Below are 19,808 nucleotides of genomic sequence, written 5' to 3' on the forward strand. Positions count from 1 at the left end.
ACCCGAGGCCAGCAAGGAGCCCTAGGAGGTATTATGTTTTCAAATTATCTTAAAACGTCGTTACGCGCATTCTCCAACCATAAACAGCATTTTGCTTTAAATATTATGGGTCTTAGCATCGGTTTGGCAGCGGCAATTATGGTGACTTTGTTTGCAGTATATGAGCTGTCATTTGATCGCACTCAGCCACATGCGCAGCAGGTTTATCGCGTACATACAGACTACCGTAGTTGGGGTTTACAATTAGTTGGCACGGCAGGCAGCGATGCCCCAGAAATGCTCAAAGAACATACACAAGTTGAGGATGTTTTATTACTTGCGAGTGCCGACGGCTTAGAGTTTTACAATGCTGCATTGGCGCTAACAGTGAAGGTGGCTGACAGACAGGTGCAGCTACCAAGCTTTTATGCCGTCAAAGGCAATTTGCTCGACTTTGTCAATCTGAACGTATTGTCAGGGTCGGTACAAGATGCCATTTCACTACCCGATCAACTGGCTCTCAGCCAAAGTACAGCGATTAGCTTATTTGGCCACACCAATGTCGTTGGAGAGCAACTAAATCATGACTCGGGCAGTTACACCGTTGCCGCTGTGTTTGAAGATTTACCCGAAAATACGCACTTTTATTTTCATACTCTAACAGCGGTTCCTAAGCATGCGGATCCAGATGTGCATGGTTACCTTTACATGCGTTTAGCGTCCAATGCAGATTCAACGGCGATTGAAGCGGAGCTCAACCGCACGTTTAATGATAGACAGCAGGGGCGCAGAAAAACCCTAACTTTGCATATGGTGCCGCTACTGGATGTGTATTTTAATAGCAATGGCCCATTTGAAATGAAGCAAGGTGGTTCTGAGCAAGTGATGTGGGTAAGCGTCGCATTAGCTGTCATCTTACTACTCGTGGCAAGCACTAACTTTATTAACTTGAATATAGCGGCCGCAGCCAGACGTGCAAAAGAGGTCGGAGTGAGAAAAGCACTGGGCGCCAGTCGGTTGCAGCTAATACAGCAATTTCTAACTGAAGCACTGTTGGTGGTCAGTATCTCGGGCTTAATCGCACTGGCTTTAGTCGAAATAACATTGCCTTGGGTGAATCAAATGCTGGGCAGAAACCTAAGTTTAGACTTTTCGGCTTGGTTTTTAGTCTCTGTGATTGGGGTGATAATGTTAGTAGGCGTACTGTCTGGGTTATACCCCGCGCTGTTTATTTCTTCATTTAGCGCAAAACGTGTCCTGAGTGGAGATTTACAGCGAGGCCAAACTGCTATTTGGGTGCGAAAACTCACCTTGTATTTACAAAGTGTCCTGTCGATTGCTTTGATCATCGCTGCGGTAACTATCTACAAACAAATGGCGCTGGTGAATGAGTTAGAAGTTGGCTATGGCAAAACAGACAGACTACTGGTGAAATCACTGCCATCCGAATTACTTTTCAAAGCGGATAATAACCGACTATTTGATAGTATTCGTGCGCTACCGGGAGTATCACAGGTGACGATCAGCAATACGAACTTAACGGTAGATATGAATGGTGAGTTATTCTTAACGTGGCCCAATGGTGAGCAAATTGAAGGTACGCAACCTACGGTATCAACGGGCTACCATGCGGTTGATACATTGGGACTGACACTGCTGGCAGGGCGTGATTTTGTGCCCCAGTATGGCTCTGACTGGGCACACACGGATGACCAAGGTGTCAGACATTATGCCATTTTAGTCACTGAGAGCTTGATGAAATTGGCAGGCTATGACAACCCAAATGACATCATCGGCAAGCAAGCAACTGCGCATCGAGGACGCACGCAAGTGACCATTGTTGGCGTCGTTGCGGATGTAAAGCTGGGATCAGCGAAACAGCAAAAGCTACCGCTTTCCTTCCGCTTGGGCGTCAATAGCCTACCTGGAGCAGACATTGTTGTAAAACTGGATAAGAGTGTATCGACTGAGCAGGTATCGAGACAAATTCAGACGATGGTCGTTGAGCAACTTAAGTTACATGAAGTGTCTATCACGCGTATTGAAGATGAATACCAGCGAGCGCATATTAGTGAGCACCGTGTTCAACAGTTAGTCTTATTTTTCAGCTCATTGGCGGTGTTTTTAACTTGCCTTGGGGTGCTAGGTTTGGCTTCTTTCTCTGCACTGCGCAGACAAAAGGAAGTGGCGGTACGTAAAGTACTGGGCGCTTCTCGATATAGCCTTGTGAATCTTTTAGCTCGGGAATACTTGGTATTAATCGCGGTGGCGGTATTACTGGCATTTCCTATGAGTTACTGGTTCTTGGAGGGTTGGTTGAGCAACTTTAACGAGCGTATTTCGCAAGTGCCTTGGGTATATTTATGCAGTGCCGTGTTTGTGGCGTTAAGTACGTGGCTAACGGTGGCATTACTGGCCTTTCGTGCTGCCAGTGTGCGCCCGTCACTGATTTTACGCTATGAATAAAATCAAAAAGGGTCAGCATTTGCTGACCCTTTTGCTTTGTGATTAATTGCTTTTCGGTGTGCTTATATGCATGTTGCCCTTTTTAAGGTCCATCGTCATCACAAAGTGTTTAAAGACTTGGTAGCCGACAATACCTCTGACCTTAGTGCCTTTTACATGGCTGGCCGTTGAACTATATTGGCTGACAAGATTGACATTATTGCCTTTGGCTGGAAAAGAAACCGGTACGTTTGACAACGTAAAAGGACCAAAGGTGACTTCTTTTGCTTTGGCTGTTTCCATATTGCCTGTGCTATTAACGCCAGAAAATGTGGATACTTGGTTTTCTGATTCTAACCAACCAAATCTGTCAGCAAAGCGGCGTTCAATCATAATTCCACCCGTAAATCCGGTATCTAATAACATCCACGCTGACTCGCCCTGAATGTCAATCTTAACAATAGGTTGGCCAAAGCCTTTTTGGATTTTAAAATCAATATTTTCAAACTTTTTCAAATCTAGGTGATCATGCGTTAATAAGCGAATACGCTTATTCGGGTAATCAATTTGTGTGTTGAATAATTGAAAAAAACCTCGGCCAAATAGTAAAGACGTGGTCTCGTCATCAAAAGTCACTTCCGGGAGCCCTTCTAAAGAGGTTTCTATGCCAAAAAATGAGACCGGGACCTTTTGGTAGACTTTATTACGTTGCGTATCGAATGCACCTTGGATGTGCATGTTGCCGCTATGCGTATAGTCAAGTTTGTTTGCATTTACAAAGCTGCTGTTGATAGCGTTGATGCTTGCACCAGTGTCTAGAACGGCGTAACTATCGATACCAGACGCTTTGACTGGAATCGTAATGAGGCCATTTTTATATGTAAAGTCAAGCCAAGGAGTGACAGCGGCATAGGTAAAGGTGTGGAAGAATACACCTAATAACAAAATGATAAGTTTCATCTTTACTCTTGAATTTGTTGGTGATTTAGACAATTTGTTGAGATTTTAGGGATTATTGTGAGTGGTCGCAAGTTTTTTAAACAAAGAGCGCTTGAATAAACAGCAAAGTTTCGACTACAATGCACTTAAATTTCGAAACGAAACTTAAGTGCACATTTGATGACTAAACGTAATACACAACAGCGCCGACATACCATAGTCTCACGAGTAAATAGTGAAGGTGAAGTGAGTGTTGAGGCTTTAGCCGCTGAGTTCGAAACATCAGAAGTTACGATTCGAAAGGATTTAACCGCACTTGAAAAGAGCGGTCTGTTGCTGCGCCGTTACGGAGGTGCAGTGGCATTACCAAAAGAAATTGTTGCAACCAATGTGGATAAACAAGACCCACATCGCAAAGTGTCAATTGCAAAGGCAGCCGCGGCACTTATTCGAGATCATAATCGGATAATTATTGATAGCGGTAGAACAACTGCTGCCATGATCCCAGAACTTGCGAGCAAACGAGGCTTGGTGGTGATGACCAATGCTATCAACATTGCTAACCGTCTGCTGTCGCTAGAAAACGAACCCACCTTATTGATGACCGGTGGTACTTGGGACCCCCATTCTGAGTCGTTCCAAGGCCAAGTTGCAGAACAAGTGCTACGCTCTTATGACTTCGATCAGCTATTTATTGGCGCAGATGGCATTGACGTGGCTCGTGGCACAACGACGTTTAACGAGTTAATTGGTTTGAGCAAGGTGATGGCAGAGTCAGCCAGAGAAGTTATTGTGCTGGTGGAGTCTGAGAAGATTGGTCGCAAAATCCCAAATTTAGAGCTGCCTTGGCAGCAAGTCACAACCTTGATCACCGACAACACCTTGGCGCCAGACATGCGCCAAGCGATCGAGGCCCATGGCGTGAACGTGATCTGTGCAGAGATCACACAAGATTAAACACACAAACGTGCAAAAAATGGAGAGATTATGTGTGGAATCGTAGGAGCTGTGGCAGAACGCCCAGTTAACCGAATTTTAATTGAAGGTTTAAAGCGCTTAGAGTACCGCGGCTATGATTCAGCGGGTGTTGCTTTGAGCGATGCAGGTACTTTGAATACAGTCAAAGCGGTTGGAAAAGTGGTTAACCTTGAAAGCGCACTGGATAGCGCGAATGTTAAAGGCACAACCGGTATTGCACACACACGCTGGGCAACACATGGTGGTGTAACCGAAGCGAACGCTCACCCACATTTATCAAATGAGCAAATCGCACTCGTGCATAACGGCATCATTGAAAACCACGAAGCATTGCGTGTTGCACTGCGAGATGACGGTTATACCTTCTTATCGGATACAGATACAGAAGTTATGGTGCACCTTATTCATCAATTACGCCAACAGCATAAGACGTTACTTGAGGCTGTTCAGGCTGCGACCAAGCAGTTAGAAGGTGCGTACGGCACTGTTGTATTCGATAAAGATAATGACAACGAAATCATCGTGGCACGTTCAGGTAGCCCTTTGGTTATCGGCTTAGGCCTTGGTGAAAACTTTATCGCTTCTGATCAGCTGGCACTGTTACCTGTTACACGCAGCTTTATGTTTTTAGAAGAAGGCGATGTTGCGCGTATAACGCGTGATACGGTTGAAATCTTTGACGTTGAGGGTAACCCAGTAGAGCGTGAAGTGATTGAATCAAACATCACGCAAGATGCTTCAGGTAAAGGTGAATACCGTCACTACATGCTAAAAGAAATTTACGAGCAACCACTGGCTGTTCGTAACACCCTTGAAGGCCGTCTTGAAAACGACAAAGTGGCAATTGATGCTTTTGGTGACAGCGCCAATCAAATCTTCAAAGACGTGAAGCATGTACAAATCATTGCATGCGGTACGTCATACCACTCGGGTATGGTTGCACGTTACTGGCTTGAGCAATTTGCAGGCGTGAGCTGCAATGTAGAAATTGCGTCAGAATTCCGCTATCGTGAGTCGTTTGTTCACGAAAATAGCTTATTAGTCACGATTTCACAATCAGGTGAAACGGCAGATACCTTAGCGGCACTACGCTTGGCAAAAGAGCAAGGTTACATGGCCTCTATGACCATCTGTAACGTACCTGGTTCTTCGTTAGTGCGTGAGTCAGACTTGGCATTTATGACCAAAGCGGGTGCAGAAATCGGTGTTGCTTCAACCAAAGCATTTACTACACAGCTTGTTGGTTTATTGATGCTAACGGCTTCTATCGCACAAGAAAAAGGCCGTGACCAGAGCGTTATTGTTAACGCAATCAAGACGCTACCTAATAAGTTAGAAGAAGCACTGAGCATGGCTGATGGCATTGAAGTGCTGGCGGAAGAGTTTGCAGACAAGCATCATTCACTATTCCTAGGTCGTGGTTCTCAATACCCGATTGCGATGGAAGGTGCATTAAAGCTTAAAGAGATCTCATATATTCACGCAGAAGCGTACGCGGCAGGTGAATTAAAGCACGGCCCACTGGCGCTGATTGACGCTGACATGCCTATCATTGTTGTTGCACCAAACAACGAACTACTTGAAAAGCTTAAATCAAACGTTGAAGAAGTGCGTGCACGCGGTGGTATTATCTATGTATTCGCTGACAAAGACTCCGCATTTGCATCTGATGACACAATGCGTGTAATGAACGTAAACCACGTAGAAGACATTATTGCGCCTGTTGTATATACAATCCCACTACAGCTGTTGTCATACTACGTTGCCGTAATTAAAGGCACTGATGTTGACCAACCACGTAACCTAGCTAAGTCAGTAACGGTTGAGTAATTTGGTTGATTTGAAAAAGGCGCGCAAGCGCCTTTTTGGTTGGCAAAATCAGATAATGGCGCTTAATAGTCTACAAATCGAACCTTTATGGCTGAGCCTTGTCGTCACGGGCTTACTGGTACAGCCTGCTGTGAGAAGGTGGTGTATTCCAATGAGTATACAACTAAGCTAACAAGCATGTGTTGAGTAGAGTACTCGGAGGTAGATAGTTTTGATAGTGACTGATTCGAAATAGTCATACATCAAAGGGGGTAATCTATTTGCTCATTGTATCTTCGCAAGGAGGATTGCAAGCGGGTATCGTTTGAATACACAGTAGCAGTTGTGCCGAGCTTGCTAAGTTATTTCGCCTTTTCAACATTCGAATAAGCTATTTCAGAAATTACTTCAGGTGTTACTTCGTCTAAATCCCCCAGCTTATCTAGAATTTCACAGACTTCGCGTGAAGATTGATTCAGCGCGTCAATGACCTCCTCTCCTAAATCATTTTTCAGGTTTGGCGAATGGTTGATAATTAAGAAATTGCTTTGTAAATTCCTCACCAAATGATTAACGCCAGAAATGGTTTCGCGATATACCGAGATTTTTTCTAGCTCTTTTTCTAACGCAGCATGTTTGATGAGCTCGTTAAAGTACTTAATGGTGAGTAAAGCGCAGGACCAAATGGCGAGGAGCGCAATACCACGGTTAAAAAACACCTTCCAGAGCTCTCCACCACTAGGAGAGCTGAAAAAAGCGATCACAGTGAATAATGAACAGAGCACGGCTAAAACTAACGTGAATCTTATGTTTTTGGCCCACAAAGAGATCAGAACTGGAATGATATGAGGCACCCCGCCCGCAACACCCAACGGAATATGTGAGTCGACAGCAAAAACAATGCACATCGCCAAAACAGAGAGCAGCATCACGAGGTTGCTATTAGCATGTTGAGTAGTCATTTTTGACATCTTTCCTTAAAGGTTTTTTGCCATAGACGGTGCGCCAGCACACCCCGTAATGAAAAACTTAAACGACTATGGCGACTCGAGTGGTGTTATTAGACATGTTAGCTTAATTCTAGAAGAGTGGCTGATAATTGGCGTAACAGGAAAGGGGTAATGATGCTCTGTATTAATACCAAAAGTATAACGGGCAGTGATATGAGCCAGTGTGAACTGGCTCGTCAAATTTTAAGTGTTACTGTCTTGGCGCGAGTGCGTAAGGGTCTTCAGGTTGCCAAGGGCCTGCGCCAAATACCGCATCACATTGCTTTTGGCATAGTTTAATTTGCTTTTGCTGCTTTGTTTTAGATGACTCCTGACACAAAATTTTCTTCATATTAGTTCCTTGATATTTTCCTTTGTGTAACTCATTAATATGCAATATTTCATATTTTAGAAGTTAAAAAATGACTATAAAGCGTTAAGTAAGCTGCTTATTTTTCACCTTTAAGATCAGCATAGTTAGCAACAGACCACAGGCTATGGCCATCAACGCATAGCCATATATCTCATAGGTGTCGTAGACAAACGTCAGTGAATGCCAGCCAAATACATTTCTTAACGCATTTTCAATTAAGGCTAAAACATTCACAACCCCTGCGGCTATAAATAACCAGTGAAACAAACCATCAAAGTCTGTGAGTATGATTTTACTAGAGCTTGAGAACAAACGAGATATTTGAACTCTAAACACAAAAAGTAACACCGCCAATATATTTATTAAGAGTTGTAACCCAAAAACAATCGTACCAATAACTAGGTAGTTATCGTCATGTTGCCCTAAATCTATTACCCCTGTTGCAAATAGACTATATTCAGCCACTGCTATAAAGGTGAGCAGGAGCGAGATATGCCAAATATTGGGCTCTTGGTTCAATACACCAAGTACGAAGCAAAAAGCTAAGACTGACAGATAAAATTGCATTGAATAAACAGGGTTATCTACTTGAATATAGAAGGCGACAAGTGCAATGACTGTAATAAGTATCAAATGTACTATTTTCATATAGTTAATGACTTATGTTGCGAGCTTTAGTCAGTATGTATTTTCAAGCTTGGTTTTCTGGTGATGAAAAGGTTTCGCTTGAAGCAATACCATCTAAAATTTACGGGTTTTGTTTTGGTAGCGTTGTATTTTCAGGCGTGCAGATTTTAGCTGAGTGCGGTCTATTTGGCTTAAACACTGAACCGCCAACTACTCCCTTCAGTAATGCCTTATCCAGAGATCTCATCATTATTCCTTATCTTTAATATCTTCTTGGTTAGTCAATTTGTTCGATATATTGCTAATCTGTATCATCAGAGGGTTAATGTCAATTTTACAATAAGCCAACCATTTGAAAAAATGACTGATCCTTGGCTCGCCTACCCCAAGCTCATAATTACTCACAGTTTCTCTGGTGATATTTAGCTTATCGGCCATTTGTTTTTGAGTTAAACCTGCTTTTTTCCTCATGGCTTTGAGGTCGTCACCGCTTATCACATTTGATTTCCTTATTGTGCAAATATCAAAGTTTTACCTACTAACACCTAGGTTGATCTAAATGGCCTCTATCCAGTGCCGTGTTGAGAGGTTAATCAAGCTTTGATTAGTTTGCTAAAAATGCTGATGGCAAGAAAATTTCTGATAAATAATCCTTTTTATAAAATTCGAAGATTTTTCCGCATTAAGCGCCTTATATTATTAACAATGTATTTTCATAAGTAAATATGGAAATGAGTAAACACAGTTGATAGAGCGCATTGGCGAGGGAAGCGATGAAAAACAATGTAGTGAGAAGAAAGATAAAAGTGAATAGCCTGATGACGGAAGTGCAGCATAACTTACGTCGACTAAGAAAAAGAAACAAGCTGACACAAAGCCAGTTGGGTGCAAAACTCAATGTAGATCAGGCCACTATCAGTAATTTCGAAACCGGTAAAACGGTGATGACCGTGGCCCAACTCTATGAGATGTACTTAATTTTTGGCGATGATTTTGACTGTCCATTTATTCATTATACCGGTCAGGAAAATAATATGAGTACGCGAGTATAATATTTTTGGATAATCGAATATGTCACCATGGCATAAATAACTCATTGCGTTGTGGGGGCGTTCTTCAGTCTTAAATAGCAGTCGAGCTTATGCTTTAAATCGTTGGTATAACTTGGCAAGCGCAAGGCGTTGGGGGTCGACACTATGGCCAATTAATGTGTCACTCCCCAAATAAGCGCGACGACGATTGTCATTAAAATTAATATCATATTCAGTTGTTTTTCGCGTGAGCGATTTGCATGCTCGCCTTCTTCACTGGGTTTGGCAAATAAGTAATTACAGATAAATGCGAACAAAATGAGCAGAGCTACCTGTAGCCAACCAAATGACAGTGTCATGCCAGAAATAACTAAGCTTACCCCCATACTGATGGCTGCAAAGTACTTGGCTTTTTTGGGCACTATGCGCCGTGTTTGCCAGTTGCTGAGGGTTTTACCAAACTTTGGGTGCGTAAGTAGCCAGTTTTCAAGTTTGTCGGATGATTGAGAAAAGCACCACAGTGCGATAATCAAAAAGACCGTAGTTGGCATCACCGGCAAGATGGCCCCAATAAAGGCCAAACCAAGCGAAAAAAAGCCACCCAGGAGGTAGCTATATTTTACAGCAGTACGCTTTAAATTATGCGGCATGGGGGCTCGGAGCTTGTGTGTAGCTCAGCTCAACCAGCTGATTGGCAAATTTAAAGGCCGCTTGTGCGCCCGCTAACATGGCTTGCTCTTGTTGCTCATTAAGCGGCGCATCTTCAATGCCTTGCATAAACTGACGCCAGTGATAGCCTCTGCCGATATCTGAGCCCGCTAAAAAGCGTGCGCCAAACTCGCCATTTAGCCCTAGTTTTTCAGCCTCTTTGGCGAGCACGGCCGCGCCAAGCTTAGAACCTTCGATAACGTATAACCAGCCTAAACTTTCGTATTGAGATACAGTGACGGCTTCGAGATTTTGAATCGGCTCAGGTTGCGATAGTTCAAGGTCTTGAAAGTCTAAAGTGAGTTGTTGAGTACGATCTCTGGCTGCTAAGCCCGGGATCAGTTCAGCTAACTTTACATCTTGATACAGAGACTCGACATGTTTCATAAGGTGGTATTGGTAACGCAAAAACTGACCATAGTTTGCTTTACTCTCAAACGGCGATTGCGCCATGATTTTTTTATCAAGTTGATCGTGCACACTCGATGTTGAGGTTCTCAGTTTGCTCATTCTTGGGTAGTTGGCGGCTCTTAAATTACTCATCTGTTTTAAAACTCGTTGGCTTTTATAAATAAGAACGAACGAGTTTTGAAAACCCTCAAAGTATTCTTGAAATAAATCCCCAATAGGGCCAATAACAAGGTATTTATTTCTTAATAAAGAAGGCAATAGGAACTGCCATCGTAATGGGGTTACCCTCTATGCTGTCTGGTGGGGGAGGCAATGGTTGAGCACGTTTAACCAAAGCGACCGCTTCTTTATCGAGTGCTGTGATACCGCTGGCCTTGTATAAGCTCACACTGAGCACTTCGCCTTGGCGATTAATACTAAATTTAACCCAAGGTGCGCCTTGTTGTGCACGTATTTTGGCGCTGCGCGGATAACGTTTTTTGCGCTCTAAATGAGCTTGAACTCGCCCTTTCCACACCATTTGAGCTTGAATATGGCTGTTACTATGGGCCCCCTTGTGAGCAGTTGAGGTATTCTGTGTCGCTTTTTGCGGGGCACTGTCTGGTTGACTTGCTTGGCTGCTTGTTTGACTCTCTGACAGGCGCTTTTTCGTGGTCTTTTTGCTCGGTTTGACTTCCTCGGGCTGACTTTTAACTTCGGTAGGTTTGGGAGTCTCTTTTTTAGGCTCTTTTGGTTTCGGCTTCTCGCTAGGTTTAGCAACCTTCACTTTGGATTGCGTGTTCTTTATCTGTTTAATTGCCGTTTTAGGCTGTGCCTCTGGTGGTGTTTGTGGCGCAACTTGCTGCGGCTGGACAGCCGTTGCAGCCTGTTGTTCAGGACCGACAGGTTGCTTGCTTGGTTCATATTTTGAGGCGGCAACAATACTGACTTCAAATGCGTTAGGGCTGGAGGCTGGCGGTGGCGTCAGAGATTGCGGTGTTTGCCACATCAGCACCGCCGCAATTGCGATATGCAGCGCGAATGCGGCGAGGGTAGCAAGCACCCATTTTCTACGAGCATGCTTGCGTGCGGTGTGGTTTGGACCTGCGAGAAGGCTCATTGGGCGGTGTCTACCTGCTCAGTGCCGACGAGGGCTACTTTGCTATATCCCGCAGTTGCCAACTGATTCATCAGCTCGATAAAGTCGCCATAAGGCACTGCTTTGTCGGCGCGGATCATGATGGTTTTGGTTTTTTCAATCTCTTGGTTTTGCAAGGTATTTATCAGCTGTGATTGAGCCACCTTGATATCATCCCCCAGTGCTAAAGAGAGATCTTTTTGCAAAGTGAGGTATATCGGTTTGTCTTCTTGCGGCTTTGCCTCCTCAGCAATAGCGGGCAGATTGACAGGCACATTGACCGTTGCAAGCGGTGCGGCAACCATAAAAATAATCAGCAATACCAGCATGACATCGATAAAGGGTGTGACATTGATTTCATGTTGCTCACTGGGAACCGACGGGTTTTTATTTGTGCTTGAAAAGGCCATTAGCTTGCTGCCTTTAAGTTTGTTTTGTCTTTTGTTGATTCTAGCGTCAGTTTGCTAGAGAGTGCTCTGGCATGGGGGTGATCGCGGTCCAAATCACGGCTAATAAGCACCATAAGCGCAGTCACAATATCGGCGGTTTGAGCCGTGTAGCTGGCAATCGAGCGTGAAAAGTGGTTGTAGATCACCACTGCTGGAATAGCCGCGACTAACCCTATGGCAGTGGCGAGCAGTGCTTCGGCAATACCGGGCGCAACAACGGCCAAGTTGGTTGTTTGCGTTTTGGCGATGCCAATAAAGCTATTCATGATCCCCCACACGGTGCCGAATAGACCAACAAAGGGGGCGACCGAACCAATGGTTGCAAGTACACCAGTGCCTTGGTTCATATTTGCACTAAGAGTGGCTTGAACACGCTCTAATCGAGCAACAATACGCTCTTTGAGGCCCTCGTCTGAAACAGCACCGGCAGCTGAAAGTTTTAGCTCGTGTTTGGTCGCATGTACCAGCAGCATGACCTCGTGTTCTGTGCCAGTGGTGGCCTGATCTGCATCACTGAAACTTTGGCTATTTACAAGGTGAGTAAGCAGTTGATGGGCGCTTTTTTTGGCCTTGGTAATTTGAATGGTTTTGTATAGCCAAATCCCCCATGTGGCAACGGATGCCAACAATAACCCTATCATTACGATTTTGACAATAATATCCGCTGCTAGATACATCCCCCATGGAGACAGATCATGGCCAGAAAAAGCGCTTTCAGTCTCGCCTGCAAGTGCTGGAGTCGCTGCGAGTAGACTCACTAATAAAAAACACAGAGAGGGACGAAGAGGCATGGGTAACTCCTAAAGAAAGGTGGTATTGATTTTTTAAATAGTAAAATCAATATTTTAAATTTTTTTGTGCTGGTTTTACTGACGCTGGGCAGTAGATAATTTTACAGCTTCTACCTTTATAGACGGGTGGGATCCGTAAACCCGTAAAATAAAATGAAAATATTTTTAAAGGAATAAATTATTGGAATTTACGCTTTAAATGAGATTGAATATCATTTACACTTTTGCGATTTCCAGCATACAGCACGGGTAGAACACTTTTGTCTAGTAACACCTCAAACAGTTTAAATAGCTTATACCAAGCGCACTACGAGTGGTTGGTAAAGTGGATCGCGCGCCGTACTCAAAACTGGGGAGACGCACAAGATTTAGCGCAAGATACGTTCGTCAAACTATTGGGTCGACCAGATAAGACCGAGGGGATTAAAAGTACCAAAGCATGGCTTGCCAAAATTGCTGACAACCTCGTCATTGACCAAGCGCGTCGTCAAATCTTAGAAAGAAACTATTTAGCCATGTTGGCGAACATGCCAGAAGCCATGGCGCCGTCAGCTGAACAAAAGTGGGAAACACTGGAACTGCTGGATCAAATCGATAAACTGTTAAATGGTCTAAAACCAAAAGAAAAGCTCGCTTTTTTAATGGTTCGACTAGAGGGCTTAGCATACAAAGAAGTGGCGAAGCAGCTTGGCGTGAGTTTGTCTTCTGCCGAAAAATATGTCGCCAAGGCGATGATGACTTGTTACATGAACACCTATGGTTTGGATGAGTAAGCCGCGATGAATTCAAGTCAACGTACCTCCGTCGCGATACCCGAAGAGGTAGTACGCCAAGCAATCGCGTGGCGTATTAAGCTGGAATCTCGCGGTCAAGATGGCGCAACTTTGCAAGCTTGCGAGCGCTGGCGTTTGGCTCAACCAGAGCATGAACTGGCTTGGCAAAGGCTCTGTAATTTAGACTCGACGTTTAACAAGGTTGCCCAAGCCGCCCCAACACTTGCCAAACAAACCATCATGGAAACCGACTCTGAGTTAGAGAGCCTGTCTCGCCGACAAGCTTTAAAAAATATGGGTGGATCCCTGTGTGGCATACTGGCTGTAAGCTGGATATCGTACGAGCAAGGTTGGCTCGACCCTATCTATGCCGATCATGTTACGGATGGCAGTAAAGCGTTGGTCAAGCTTGCTGATAGCAGTCAGCTGTGGCTCAATCAGCACTCTAGTGTGCAAGTTGAATTTACCGATACCAAGCGTGCAATCAAGGCTGCGAGGGGCGAAATACACCTGACGGCGGCGTCCGACCGTCGACCTTTAGAAGTGACTGTGAGTCAAGGTGTACTCAAAACCCAGCAAGCGACGTTCAATCTCAGAGAAGAAGATGATTATTCACTGTTGCAAGTGGATGACGGTGAAGTATGGATGCATGCTAATAGCGGCTATTCACGTCAAATCAGCGCCGGTGAGGTGGTAAAGCTTGCTGATTTGGCAGCAAACAGTATGAATGCTGAGCGGTTTGATTACAGTGCTTGGGTCGATGGCGTGTTTTCAGTCAGAGATATTCCACTTAAGACCTTGTTATTAGAGTTATCTCGTTACCGGACGGGGTTACTTCGCAGCGAACCTACGCTTGAAAATCATTTGATCTCCGGTGTATTTCAACTCAATGACCACGACCTTATTTTAAAAACACTCGCACGTACCGTGGGTGCTGAACTTCAATATCGCACGCGTTTTTGGGTGCAACTTAAAGCAAAATCAATCGCTTAATTCCAAATCTCCGGAATTTCTAAACCCTCAAAATACTTAAATGATAATAAATTTCATTTTTCTTTACGGGTTTTGAGGGTTGGTTCGGCTCTTTAAGTGAGAAACAAAAAACTGGAACCAAAACTCAATGCATAATCGCACTAATTTACCTTTTGTCCCAACTGTATTAGCGGTGGCTTTAAATTGTATTTGTTTACCTGCCTACGCCAGCGATGCTGTGATGGCACCAAACGCAATCGAGTTTCAGCTGCCAGCGGGTAAGTTAGGCGATGTGCTCAATATGTACTCTCGTCAGGCGCGTGTGACGCTATCTTTTGAAGAGCACCTTGTAGAAGGGGTGACGGTACCGGCGATATCAGGTGTATTTGACAGCCAAACGATGTTGCTGACGCTATTGAGCAACACCAATTTGCAGGCGATCCCTGTGGGTGCAGGCGCGTGGATCATTCAAGCCAGTTCCAGTAAAGATGTGATGACACTCGACACCATTCAGGTGCAAACACACAGCGACAGTGCGAAAGCCAAAACCTATCAAAGTTCATCGTCAGTGAATGTGGTAACGCGCGAAAATATCGAGCGATTTAGAGGTACCAGTGTCGGTGATATTTTTCAGGGTGTGGCAGGTGTGCTAGTGAGTGAAAATCGAAACTCCGGCGGGCTGGACATCAATATTCGCGGCATGCAGGGGCAGGGGCGAGTGCCTGTTGTGGTTGATGGCAGCCGTCAGGAGACCACGGTTTATCGTGGTTACGCCGGCGTGTCTAGTCGCAGCTATATCGACCCAGATCTGATTGGCTCTATGCAAATAAATAAAGGGCCAACAATGTCGGCAGCGGGCACCGGCGCGACAGGCGGTCTAGTGACGGTAAAAACGTTGCGTGCGGATGACATTGTCAAAGAGGGAGAGCTCAGTGGTTTTAGAGCGCGCGTAAGTGGCATTGGCAATAGCAGTGCACAGCCACAGCCTGGTACTTATGCCGGCTACTATTTACCGCATAAAGTGTATATTTCAGACTGCCGATTTGAGAACAGTGTTAACTGTCCAGAAAACCGCAAAATGCCAGAGCGCTTCGCGCCTGTTGAAGGCATGGACAGACCCAGTCTGTTTGATTTTTCGAGCTATGCGGGCAGCTTTGCTGGCGCACAGCGCTTCGATTGGGGCGATTTGGTGATCGCCTATGCGAAGCGTAAACAGGGCAACTATTATGCGGGCACAAATGGCCCAGCGCCGACGCTGACATACAGCGAACCTAAACAGGCTGCTTGGTATAAGGAGACAACGGTCGAAAGAGATGGGGTGTCGCGATTTCGCGCAGGTGAGCGCATTCCCAATACCAATTTTGAGAGCACATCATGGTTGGTGAGTTCAACCGTATTGATGCCCGCAGATCAGAGTTTAGAGCTGAGCTATATTCGCTACAACAGCGAGTATGGTGAGATGATGCCATCACAAGTGAAATCGTTTGGCCAATCGAGACAGTGGCTAAACAGTGAGGTGCTCAATCAAACCTTTACCTTGGCTTATGGGTGGCAACCTGTAGATCTCGACAATATAGATTTGGAAGCCAACCTGTGGCATACCGACTCAGTGACAGATCTGAATACGCCGGGCGTCGGCTCAGTTGACCTAGAAAGCAATACGGCGAGAACCGATGATTATCAGCGCTTGGGTGCTGATGTCTCTAACACTATGCTGTTTTATCCAATGGGTGAATTGAAATGGCAATACGGTATTGCCGCCCAGTGGGAAGAGGTGGATACCAATACGCCGGCTTCAGAGGGGTTTTACGCAGGCTCAAGAAGCGGCAATAAAGATGAGTTCAGTGCGTTTTCCAACCTGACTTGGCAACCATGGCAGGATTGGACCTTTGAAGCGGGGTTGCGTTACATCCGTTTTTCTTCAAAAGATAACAACCCTTTACCACTGGCAAAAGACAATGCGGCATGTATCTCAGATGGTGCTGACGGCTGCTTACCGGTTTACTACCGTAATAAGCACTCCGGTGGTGCGCCCATGGTGTCTGCGACGTGGGCCTTTGCCAAACATACTCAAGTGTACCTGCGTTATGCCGAGGCGCTCAGAATGCCCAGCTTGTTTGAAAATACCTCTGGGTTTTCTGTCAGTCCAGCGCTTGATATTCCGCTTAAGGCTGAGCGCGCTTTAAATAGAGAAATCGGGATTAATTACTTTAATGAAAACACACTCGATGCGGGCCATGTTTTTGGCGCAAAATTGGCGCTATTTAGCAACCATGTGGATGACTACTTAACGCGAACACAGCGCAATGCCTTTGAAGACAAGCGCAGTGCGTTAGATGAATTTCGCCTGAGGAATATCGACAGCGTTGACTTAAATGGCGTGGAAATCAATCTGAGCTATGAAACGCCAGATTGGCTATTTGAATTCAGTGGTACCCATTACGGCAAAATAGAGGTGTGTAACAAGGGGAGCTTTGTACGATACCACTGCACCGACTGGGGCATACCAAACAGTTACTTCAACAACATGGTGCCCCCTAAGTGGCACGCGAGCGTGCACTTTGGCTACAAGCTGCTAGAGCAAAAACTTGAGCTTGGTCTGCGCGGTACGTTAATGGGTAAACGAAACCCTATTCCAAAATACAACGATGACTTTGGCTTTCTTGAGCCTGTGGAATGGCACAGTTACCGCCTAATTGATTTTTACACTCGATACAAATTTAACGACATGGTGTCAGTGGACTTAACCATAGACAACATCACAGATCGTTACTACTTAGATGCCCTGAGTTTAGGTTTAGTGCCTGCTCCTGGCAGAACCGCAAAACTCAGCTTAACGCTTGCGTTTTAGACCAATCCAACCCTGAACAACGGAGAATCGCATGAATCGTGCTCTCAGTATTTTGGCTGCATTAGGGGTGTCAGTCACACTAACTGCCTGTGGTGGCAGTTCTGATAACAATACAACAACCCCAACGACTACGCCTACAGCACCAACGACGCCTTCAACAGGCACGGGCACAACGACCGAAAAGCCAGTGGCAGCAATTAACGTTACCTCGAGCGAAGGCAGTTCATTCTCTGTTGAGCAAGGGGATGTCACCGTCACACTCAGTGGCGCAGAAAGTAAAGGCAGCGCCGACAGTACATTAACGTACGACTGGGAAATCACGACTTTACCGCCATTTAGTAAAGCGGTTTTAAATAGCGAAGACGGTGTGGATACGCAATTTACCGCGGACCTGCCTGGCGACTATGTAGTTCGCCTGACAGTTAAAGACGGTGAAAAAGAGAGTGAAGCCTCAACCATGCAGTTTACTGCAACGAGTACTAAACCTGTTGCAGTGACAAAAACCAGCTATGAAGAACCACTTGGCACCACCACAGTCGATTTAGATGCCAGTAACAGTATCTTGCCGACCGGTGCTGAAGGCGAATTAACCTACAGCTGGACCCTAGTAGAAAAGCCACAAGACAGTGCCGCAAAGCTCAATGATAGCGATCAAGAACTCGCGAAGCTAGACGTTGATGTGGTTGGTGAATACAAGATGCAGCTAGTTGTGAGCTTAGGTGACAATGCCGCTGACCCAGTAGATGTGATTGTAAAAATATATACCGCAAATGTTGCTCCTGTGGCTAAAGTTGAAGACTTAACGATCACGCTAGGTCAGCAAGCTGTGTTAGATGCTGGCGAAAGCTTCGACCCTGAAGGTGAAGCACTGCAATACCGTTGGCAGTGGGCGTACAGCCCAGTTGAACCTGATAATGTGCCATTGCCAACGCTGGAAGGTAACAAAACAAGTACACTGAAATTCACGCCTGTGGCGGCGGGCGAGTACGCCTTGACCATGTTTGTTTTTGATGGCGACAAAAAAAGCGACACGGCTGAAATTAAAGTAACCGTTGAGAAAGATCCTGAAGCGACGAGCAATGCAGCACCCATTGGTAAATTGCACGCAACGGGTTACTACCCATCGTACAGTATTGGCGAGCAAGAAGTAGGTTTAAGAGCTGAGTTTAACTTTATCGGTTATGACCCAGAAGCCGATGACATTTCAATTGTGGATGCAGAGCTTATCCAAAAACCAGAAGGCAGTACGGTTGAGCTGGTTGATATTGGCTCATGGAAACCGCTTGGAAAAAAGATCCAAAAGTTGGATGTAGAAGGGACTTATGTTGTCCGCATGACGGTGACTGACGGCGTCAATCAAGTCACCAAAGAAGCGTCAATGGAAGCTAAAATTGGTAACGTAAATGGTCAGCCTTCAACCCGTGGAGTCGATGCCCAATCGAAATCGGTGATTGTCGGTAACGACCTAGTATTTGATGCGTCGAGTAAAGATCCAAACAATGACCCAATGACATTCCATTGGGAGTTAGTAGATAAGCCAGATGGCAGTAATGCGGTGATTGAGGCGGTAATTGAGCCAGAAAGCCAAGAATACCGCCGCGCTAGAGTCAAAACGGATGTGCCGGGGTCTTATACCGCGCGTTTGATTGTTGAAGACGATCGTGGCCTGATGGCGAAGTCATATTCACAAGACACTGGGTTTGCGAAAGTGTCGAACACCGTGCCTGAGATCCGCTCTGTAGTGTGGGCAAGAAGTTGGGGCAGATTGAGCCAAGGCGAAAACTATTATCAAATCTTGCCTTGTATGTCGTTGCTACATCGCCCAGTGATTGTGGATGCTGATGGCGACGAAGTACATTGGCACCAAGAGCTAGTGAGCACACCGGCAAGTGGTGGTACGTTTACCAGCTACCCAGACAAAGCGGATTGCCCAGATAGCCGAGGCCAAGTATTTAGCAAGCCGGGCACTTACGTATTCCGTTACTACGCGACTGACTTAATCAATGACGCCGAGAACTACGACTTTGTAGTTAATGTCGACTCTATGGAAGATGCCAAAGGGGTGAGATTGCGTAGCCTAAACGCAGATGGTGAGAGCCTATGGCACCCATTACCGTACGAGAACAAACCGCCTTTCGCCAGCGACTTTTACTCTAGCTCTAAACCGTATTTAGAAGAAGGCGCTACACAGTGGTCCATGACGGCAGTAGACGGTGATTACACCATCGAGAATGTCAAAGTAAGCCACATTAATGGTGGGTTAGACGATTTAACACCCCGCTTTGAAGGGTTGAGTGAAGGCTTAGTGATTGCCAAAGGTGATGCATTGAACTTCCAGACCACCTACCCGAAAGTACCGTGTATCCGTACGGATGACAAAGCGGAAGGTTTCCATTTCTCGTTTAACATTAAAGAGATCCCAGAAGTGACCTTCGTACTAGAAAACTGGCGTGCAGCCAATGACGGCATTTTGAGTGAATGGCGTGAATGTGAGGCAGGCGAGCTAAAATAAGTTCAATGCCTGACAATTAAAAATTTGTATTTGCAAAGCCCTACAAGCTCGTTA

Annotated in this window: 19 protein-coding genes; 8 read left to right on the forward strand and 11 right to left on the reverse strand. The window is 45.3% G+C overall.

Going from position 1 to position 19,808, the window contains the following annotated elements:
- Nucleotides 1-33: 33 nt before the first annotated feature.
- Nucleotides 34-2,445 carry an ABC transporter permease gene (locus N480_RS08340; RefSeq protein ID WP_063372056.1) on the forward strand — a complete coding sequence of 804 codons (2,412 nt, stop codon included), beginning with the start codon at nucleotides 34-36 and terminating at the stop codon, nucleotides 2,443-2,445.
- Between the two features lie 42 nt (nucleotides 2,446-2,487).
- Here N480_RS08340 and N480_RS08345 read toward each other — a convergent pair whose 3' ends face one another.
- The gene (locus tag N480_RS08345) at nucleotides 2,488-3,384 is read right to left on the reverse strand and encodes an aspartyl protease family protein (RefSeq protein WP_063372057.1); all 897 of its coding nucleotides are present in this window, start codon (nucleotides 3,382-3,384) and stop codon (nucleotides 2,488-2,490) included.
- A 159-nt stretch (nucleotides 3,385-3,543) separates the two neighbouring features.
- On the opposite strand from N480_RS08345, the gene N480_RS08350 reads away from it, so the two are divergent.
- Both N480_RS08350 and glmS read left to right on the forward strand, forming a co-directional pair.
- Entirely contained in the window at nucleotides 3,544-4,320 is a 777-nt protein-coding gene (locus tag N480_RS08350) for a DeoR/GlpR family DNA-binding transcription regulator (protein WP_063372058.1), read from the forward strand.
- A gap of 30 nt (nucleotides 4,321-4,350) precedes the next feature.
- Nucleotides 4,351-6,171, forward strand: coding sequence for a glutamine--fructose-6-phosphate transaminase (isomerizing) (gene glmS / locus N480_RS08355; RefSeq protein WP_063372059.1), 1,821 nt, complete (start codon nucleotides 4,351-4,353; stop codon nucleotides 6,169-6,171).
- Nucleotides 6,172-6,512: 341 nt separating this feature from the next.
- Here glmS and N480_RS08360 read toward each other — a convergent pair whose 3' ends face one another.
- The 5 genes from N480_RS08360 to N480_RS08375 form a co-directional block, all read right to left on the reverse strand.
- Entirely contained in the window at nucleotides 6,513-7,112 is a 600-nt protein-coding gene (locus N480_RS08360; protein WP_155732795.1) for a hypothetical protein, read from the reverse strand.
- Between the two features lie 238 nt (nucleotides 7,113-7,350).
- A complete protein-coding gene (locus tag N480_RS25280) occupies nucleotides 7,351-7,491 on the reverse strand; it encodes a hypothetical protein (RefSeq protein ID WP_155732796.1) in 141 nt (46 codons plus the stop codon).
- 84 nt (nucleotides 7,492-7,575) lie between these two features.
- Complete coding sequence (locus tag N480_RS08365) at nucleotides 7,576-8,160, reverse strand: hypothetical protein (RefSeq protein ID WP_063372061.1); 585 nt, start codon at nucleotides 8,158-8,160, stop codon at nucleotides 7,576-7,578.
- A 100-nt stretch (nucleotides 8,161-8,260) separates the two neighbouring features.
- Entirely contained in the window at nucleotides 8,261-8,389 is a 129-nt protein-coding gene (locus N480_RS25905; RefSeq protein WP_269200979.1) for a hypothetical protein, read from the reverse strand.
- On the reverse strand, nucleotides 8,389-8,637 hold the full coding sequence (locus N480_RS08375; protein WP_063355901.1) for a helix-turn-helix domain-containing protein: 249 nt from the start codon (nucleotides 8,635-8,637) through the stop codon (nucleotides 8,389-8,391). Before N480_RS08375 ends, N480_RS25905 begins: the two co-directional genes overlap by 1 nt.
- A gap of 275 nt (nucleotides 8,638-8,912) precedes the next feature.
- Here N480_RS08375 and N480_RS08380 point away from each other — a divergent pair, with 275 nt between their 5' ends.
- Nucleotides 8,913-9,191: a helix-turn-helix domain-containing protein gene (locus N480_RS08380; protein WP_063372063.1), complete on the forward strand. Its 279-nt coding sequence runs from the start codon at nucleotides 8,913-8,915 to the stop codon at nucleotides 9,189-9,191.
- Between the two features lie 152 nt (nucleotides 9,192-9,343).
- On the opposite strand, the gene N480_RS08385 is transcribed toward N480_RS08380, so the two are convergent.
- The 5 genes from N480_RS08385 to exbB all read right to left on the reverse strand — a co-directional run bounded on the left by N480_RS08385 (nucleotide 9,344) and on the right by exbB (nucleotide 12,646).
- A complete protein-coding gene (locus tag N480_RS08385; RefSeq protein ID WP_063372064.1) occupies nucleotides 9,344-9,820 on the reverse strand; it encodes a YbaN family protein in 477 nt (158 codons plus the stop codon).
- Entirely contained in the window at nucleotides 9,810-10,421 is a 612-nt protein-coding gene (locus N480_RS08390; protein ID WP_063372141.1) for a biliverdin-producing heme oxygenase, read from the reverse strand. The genes N480_RS08385 and N480_RS08390 overlap by 11 nt, the downstream gene beginning before the upstream one ends.
- Nucleotides 10,422-10,524: 103 nt before the next feature.
- Entirely contained in the window at nucleotides 10,525-11,388 is an 864-nt protein-coding gene (locus N480_RS08395) for an energy transducer TonB (protein ID WP_063372065.1), read from the reverse strand.
- The gene (exbD, locus tag N480_RS08400; protein ID WP_063372066.1) at nucleotides 11,385-11,816 is read right to left on the reverse strand and encodes a TonB system transport protein ExbD; all 432 of its coding nucleotides are present in this window, start codon (nucleotides 11,814-11,816) and stop codon (nucleotides 11,385-11,387) included. The genes N480_RS08395 and exbD overlap by 4 nt, the downstream gene beginning before the upstream one ends.
- Nucleotides 11,816-12,646 (reverse strand): tonB-system energizer ExbB, encoded by an 831-nt coding sequence (exbB, locus tag N480_RS08405; protein ID WP_063372067.1) that lies wholly within the window; start codon nucleotides 12,644-12,646, stop codon nucleotides 11,816-11,818. The genes exbD and exbB overlap by 1 nt, the downstream gene beginning before the upstream one ends.
- 260 nt (nucleotides 12,647-12,906) lie before the next feature.
- Here exbB and N480_RS08410 point away from each other — a divergent pair, with 260 nt between their 5' ends.
- From N480_RS08410 to N480_RS08425, 4 genes are all read left to right on the forward strand, one after another.
- Nucleotides 12,907-13,419: a sigma-70 family RNA polymerase sigma factor gene (locus N480_RS08410; protein WP_063372068.1), complete on the forward strand. Its 513-nt coding sequence runs from the start codon at nucleotides 12,907-12,909 to the stop codon at nucleotides 13,417-13,419.
- A 6-nt stretch (nucleotides 13,420-13,425) separates the two neighbouring features.
- Nucleotides 13,426-14,412 carry a FecR domain-containing protein gene (locus N480_RS08415; RefSeq protein ID WP_063372069.1) on the forward strand — a complete coding sequence of 329 codons (987 nt, stop codon included), beginning with the start codon at nucleotides 13,426-13,428 and terminating at the stop codon, nucleotides 14,410-14,412.
- Between the two features lie 127 nt (nucleotides 14,413-14,539).
- Complete coding sequence (locus N480_RS08420; RefSeq protein WP_081231798.1) at nucleotides 14,540-17,242, forward strand: TonB-dependent receptor domain-containing protein; 2,703 nt, start codon at nucleotides 14,540-14,542, stop codon at nucleotides 17,240-17,242.
- A 31-nt stretch (nucleotides 17,243-17,273) separates the two neighbouring features.
- Nucleotides 17,274-19,754: a PKD domain-containing protein gene (locus N480_RS08425; RefSeq protein WP_063372070.1), complete on the forward strand. Its 2,481-nt coding sequence runs from the start codon at nucleotides 17,274-17,276 to the stop codon at nucleotides 19,752-19,754.
- The last annotated feature ends 54 nt before the right edge of the window (nucleotides 19,755-19,808 follow it).

The sequence above is a fragment of the Pseudoalteromonas luteoviolacea S2607 genome, assembly GCF_001625575.1.
Taxonomy (GTDB): domain Bacteria; phylum Pseudomonadota; class Gammaproteobacteria; order Enterobacterales; family Alteromonadaceae; genus Pseudoalteromonas; species Pseudoalteromonas luteoviolacea_E.

Coding starts and splice junctions, on each gene's coding strand:
- N480_RS08340 (WP_063372056.1), top strand. CDS start 34: ATGTTTTCAAATTATCTTAAAACGTCGTTACGCGCATTCTCCAACCAT.
- N480_RS08345 (WP_063372057.1), bottom strand. CDS start 3,384: ATGAAACTTATCATTTTGTTATTAGGTGTATTCTTCCACACCTTTACC.
- N480_RS08350 (WP_063372058.1), top strand. CDS start 3,544: ATGACTAAACGTAATACACAACAGCGCCGACATACCATAGTCTCACGA.
- glmS (WP_063372059.1), top strand. CDS start 4,351: ATGTGTGGAATCGTAGGAGCTGTGGCAGAACGCCCAGTTAACCGAATT.
- N480_RS08360 (WP_155732795.1), bottom strand. CDS start 7,112: ATGACTACTCAACATGCTAATAGCAACCTCGTGATGCTGCTCTCTGTT.
- N480_RS25280 (WP_155732796.1), bottom strand. CDS start 7,491: ATGAAGAAAATTTTGTGTCAGGAGTCATCTAAAACAAAGCAGCAAAAG.
- N480_RS08365 (WP_063372061.1), bottom strand. CDS start 8,160: ATGAAAATAGTACATTTGATACTTATTACAGTCATTGCACTTGTCGCC.
- N480_RS25905 (WP_269200979.1), bottom strand. CDS start 8,389: ATGATGAGATCTCTGGATAAGGCATTACTGAAGGGAGTAGTTGGCGGT.
- N480_RS08380 (WP_063372063.1), top strand. CDS start 8,913: ATGAAAAACAATGTAGTGAGAAGAAAGATAAAAGTGAATAGCCTGATG.
- N480_RS08385 (WP_063372064.1), bottom strand. CDS start 9,820: ATGCCGCATAATTTAAAGCGTACTGCTGTAAAATATAGCTACCTCCTG.
- N480_RS08390 (WP_063372141.1), bottom strand. CDS start 10,421: ATGAGTAATTTAAGAGCCGCCAACTACCCAAGAATGAGCAAACTGAGA.
- N480_RS08395 (WP_063372065.1), bottom strand. CDS start 11,388: ATGAGCCTTCTCGCAGGTCCAAACCACACCGCACGCAAGCATGCTCGT.
- exbD (WP_063372066.1), bottom strand. CDS start 11,816: ATGGCCTTTTCAAGCACAAATAAAAACCCGTCGGTTCCCAGTGAGCAA.
- exbB (WP_063372067.1), bottom strand. CDS start 12,646: ATGCCTCTTCGTCCCTCTCTGTGTTTTTTATTAGTGAGTCTACTCGCA.
- N480_RS08415 (WP_063372069.1), top strand. CDS start 13,426: ATGAATTCAAGTCAACGTACCTCCGTCGCGATACCCGAAGAGGTAGTA.
- N480_RS08420 (WP_081231798.1), top strand. CDS start 14,540: ATGCATAATCGCACTAATTTACCTTTTGTCCCAACTGTATTAGCGGTG.
- N480_RS08425 (WP_063372070.1), top strand. CDS start 17,274: ATGAATCGTGCTCTCAGTATTTTGGCTGCATTAGGGGTGTCAGTCACA.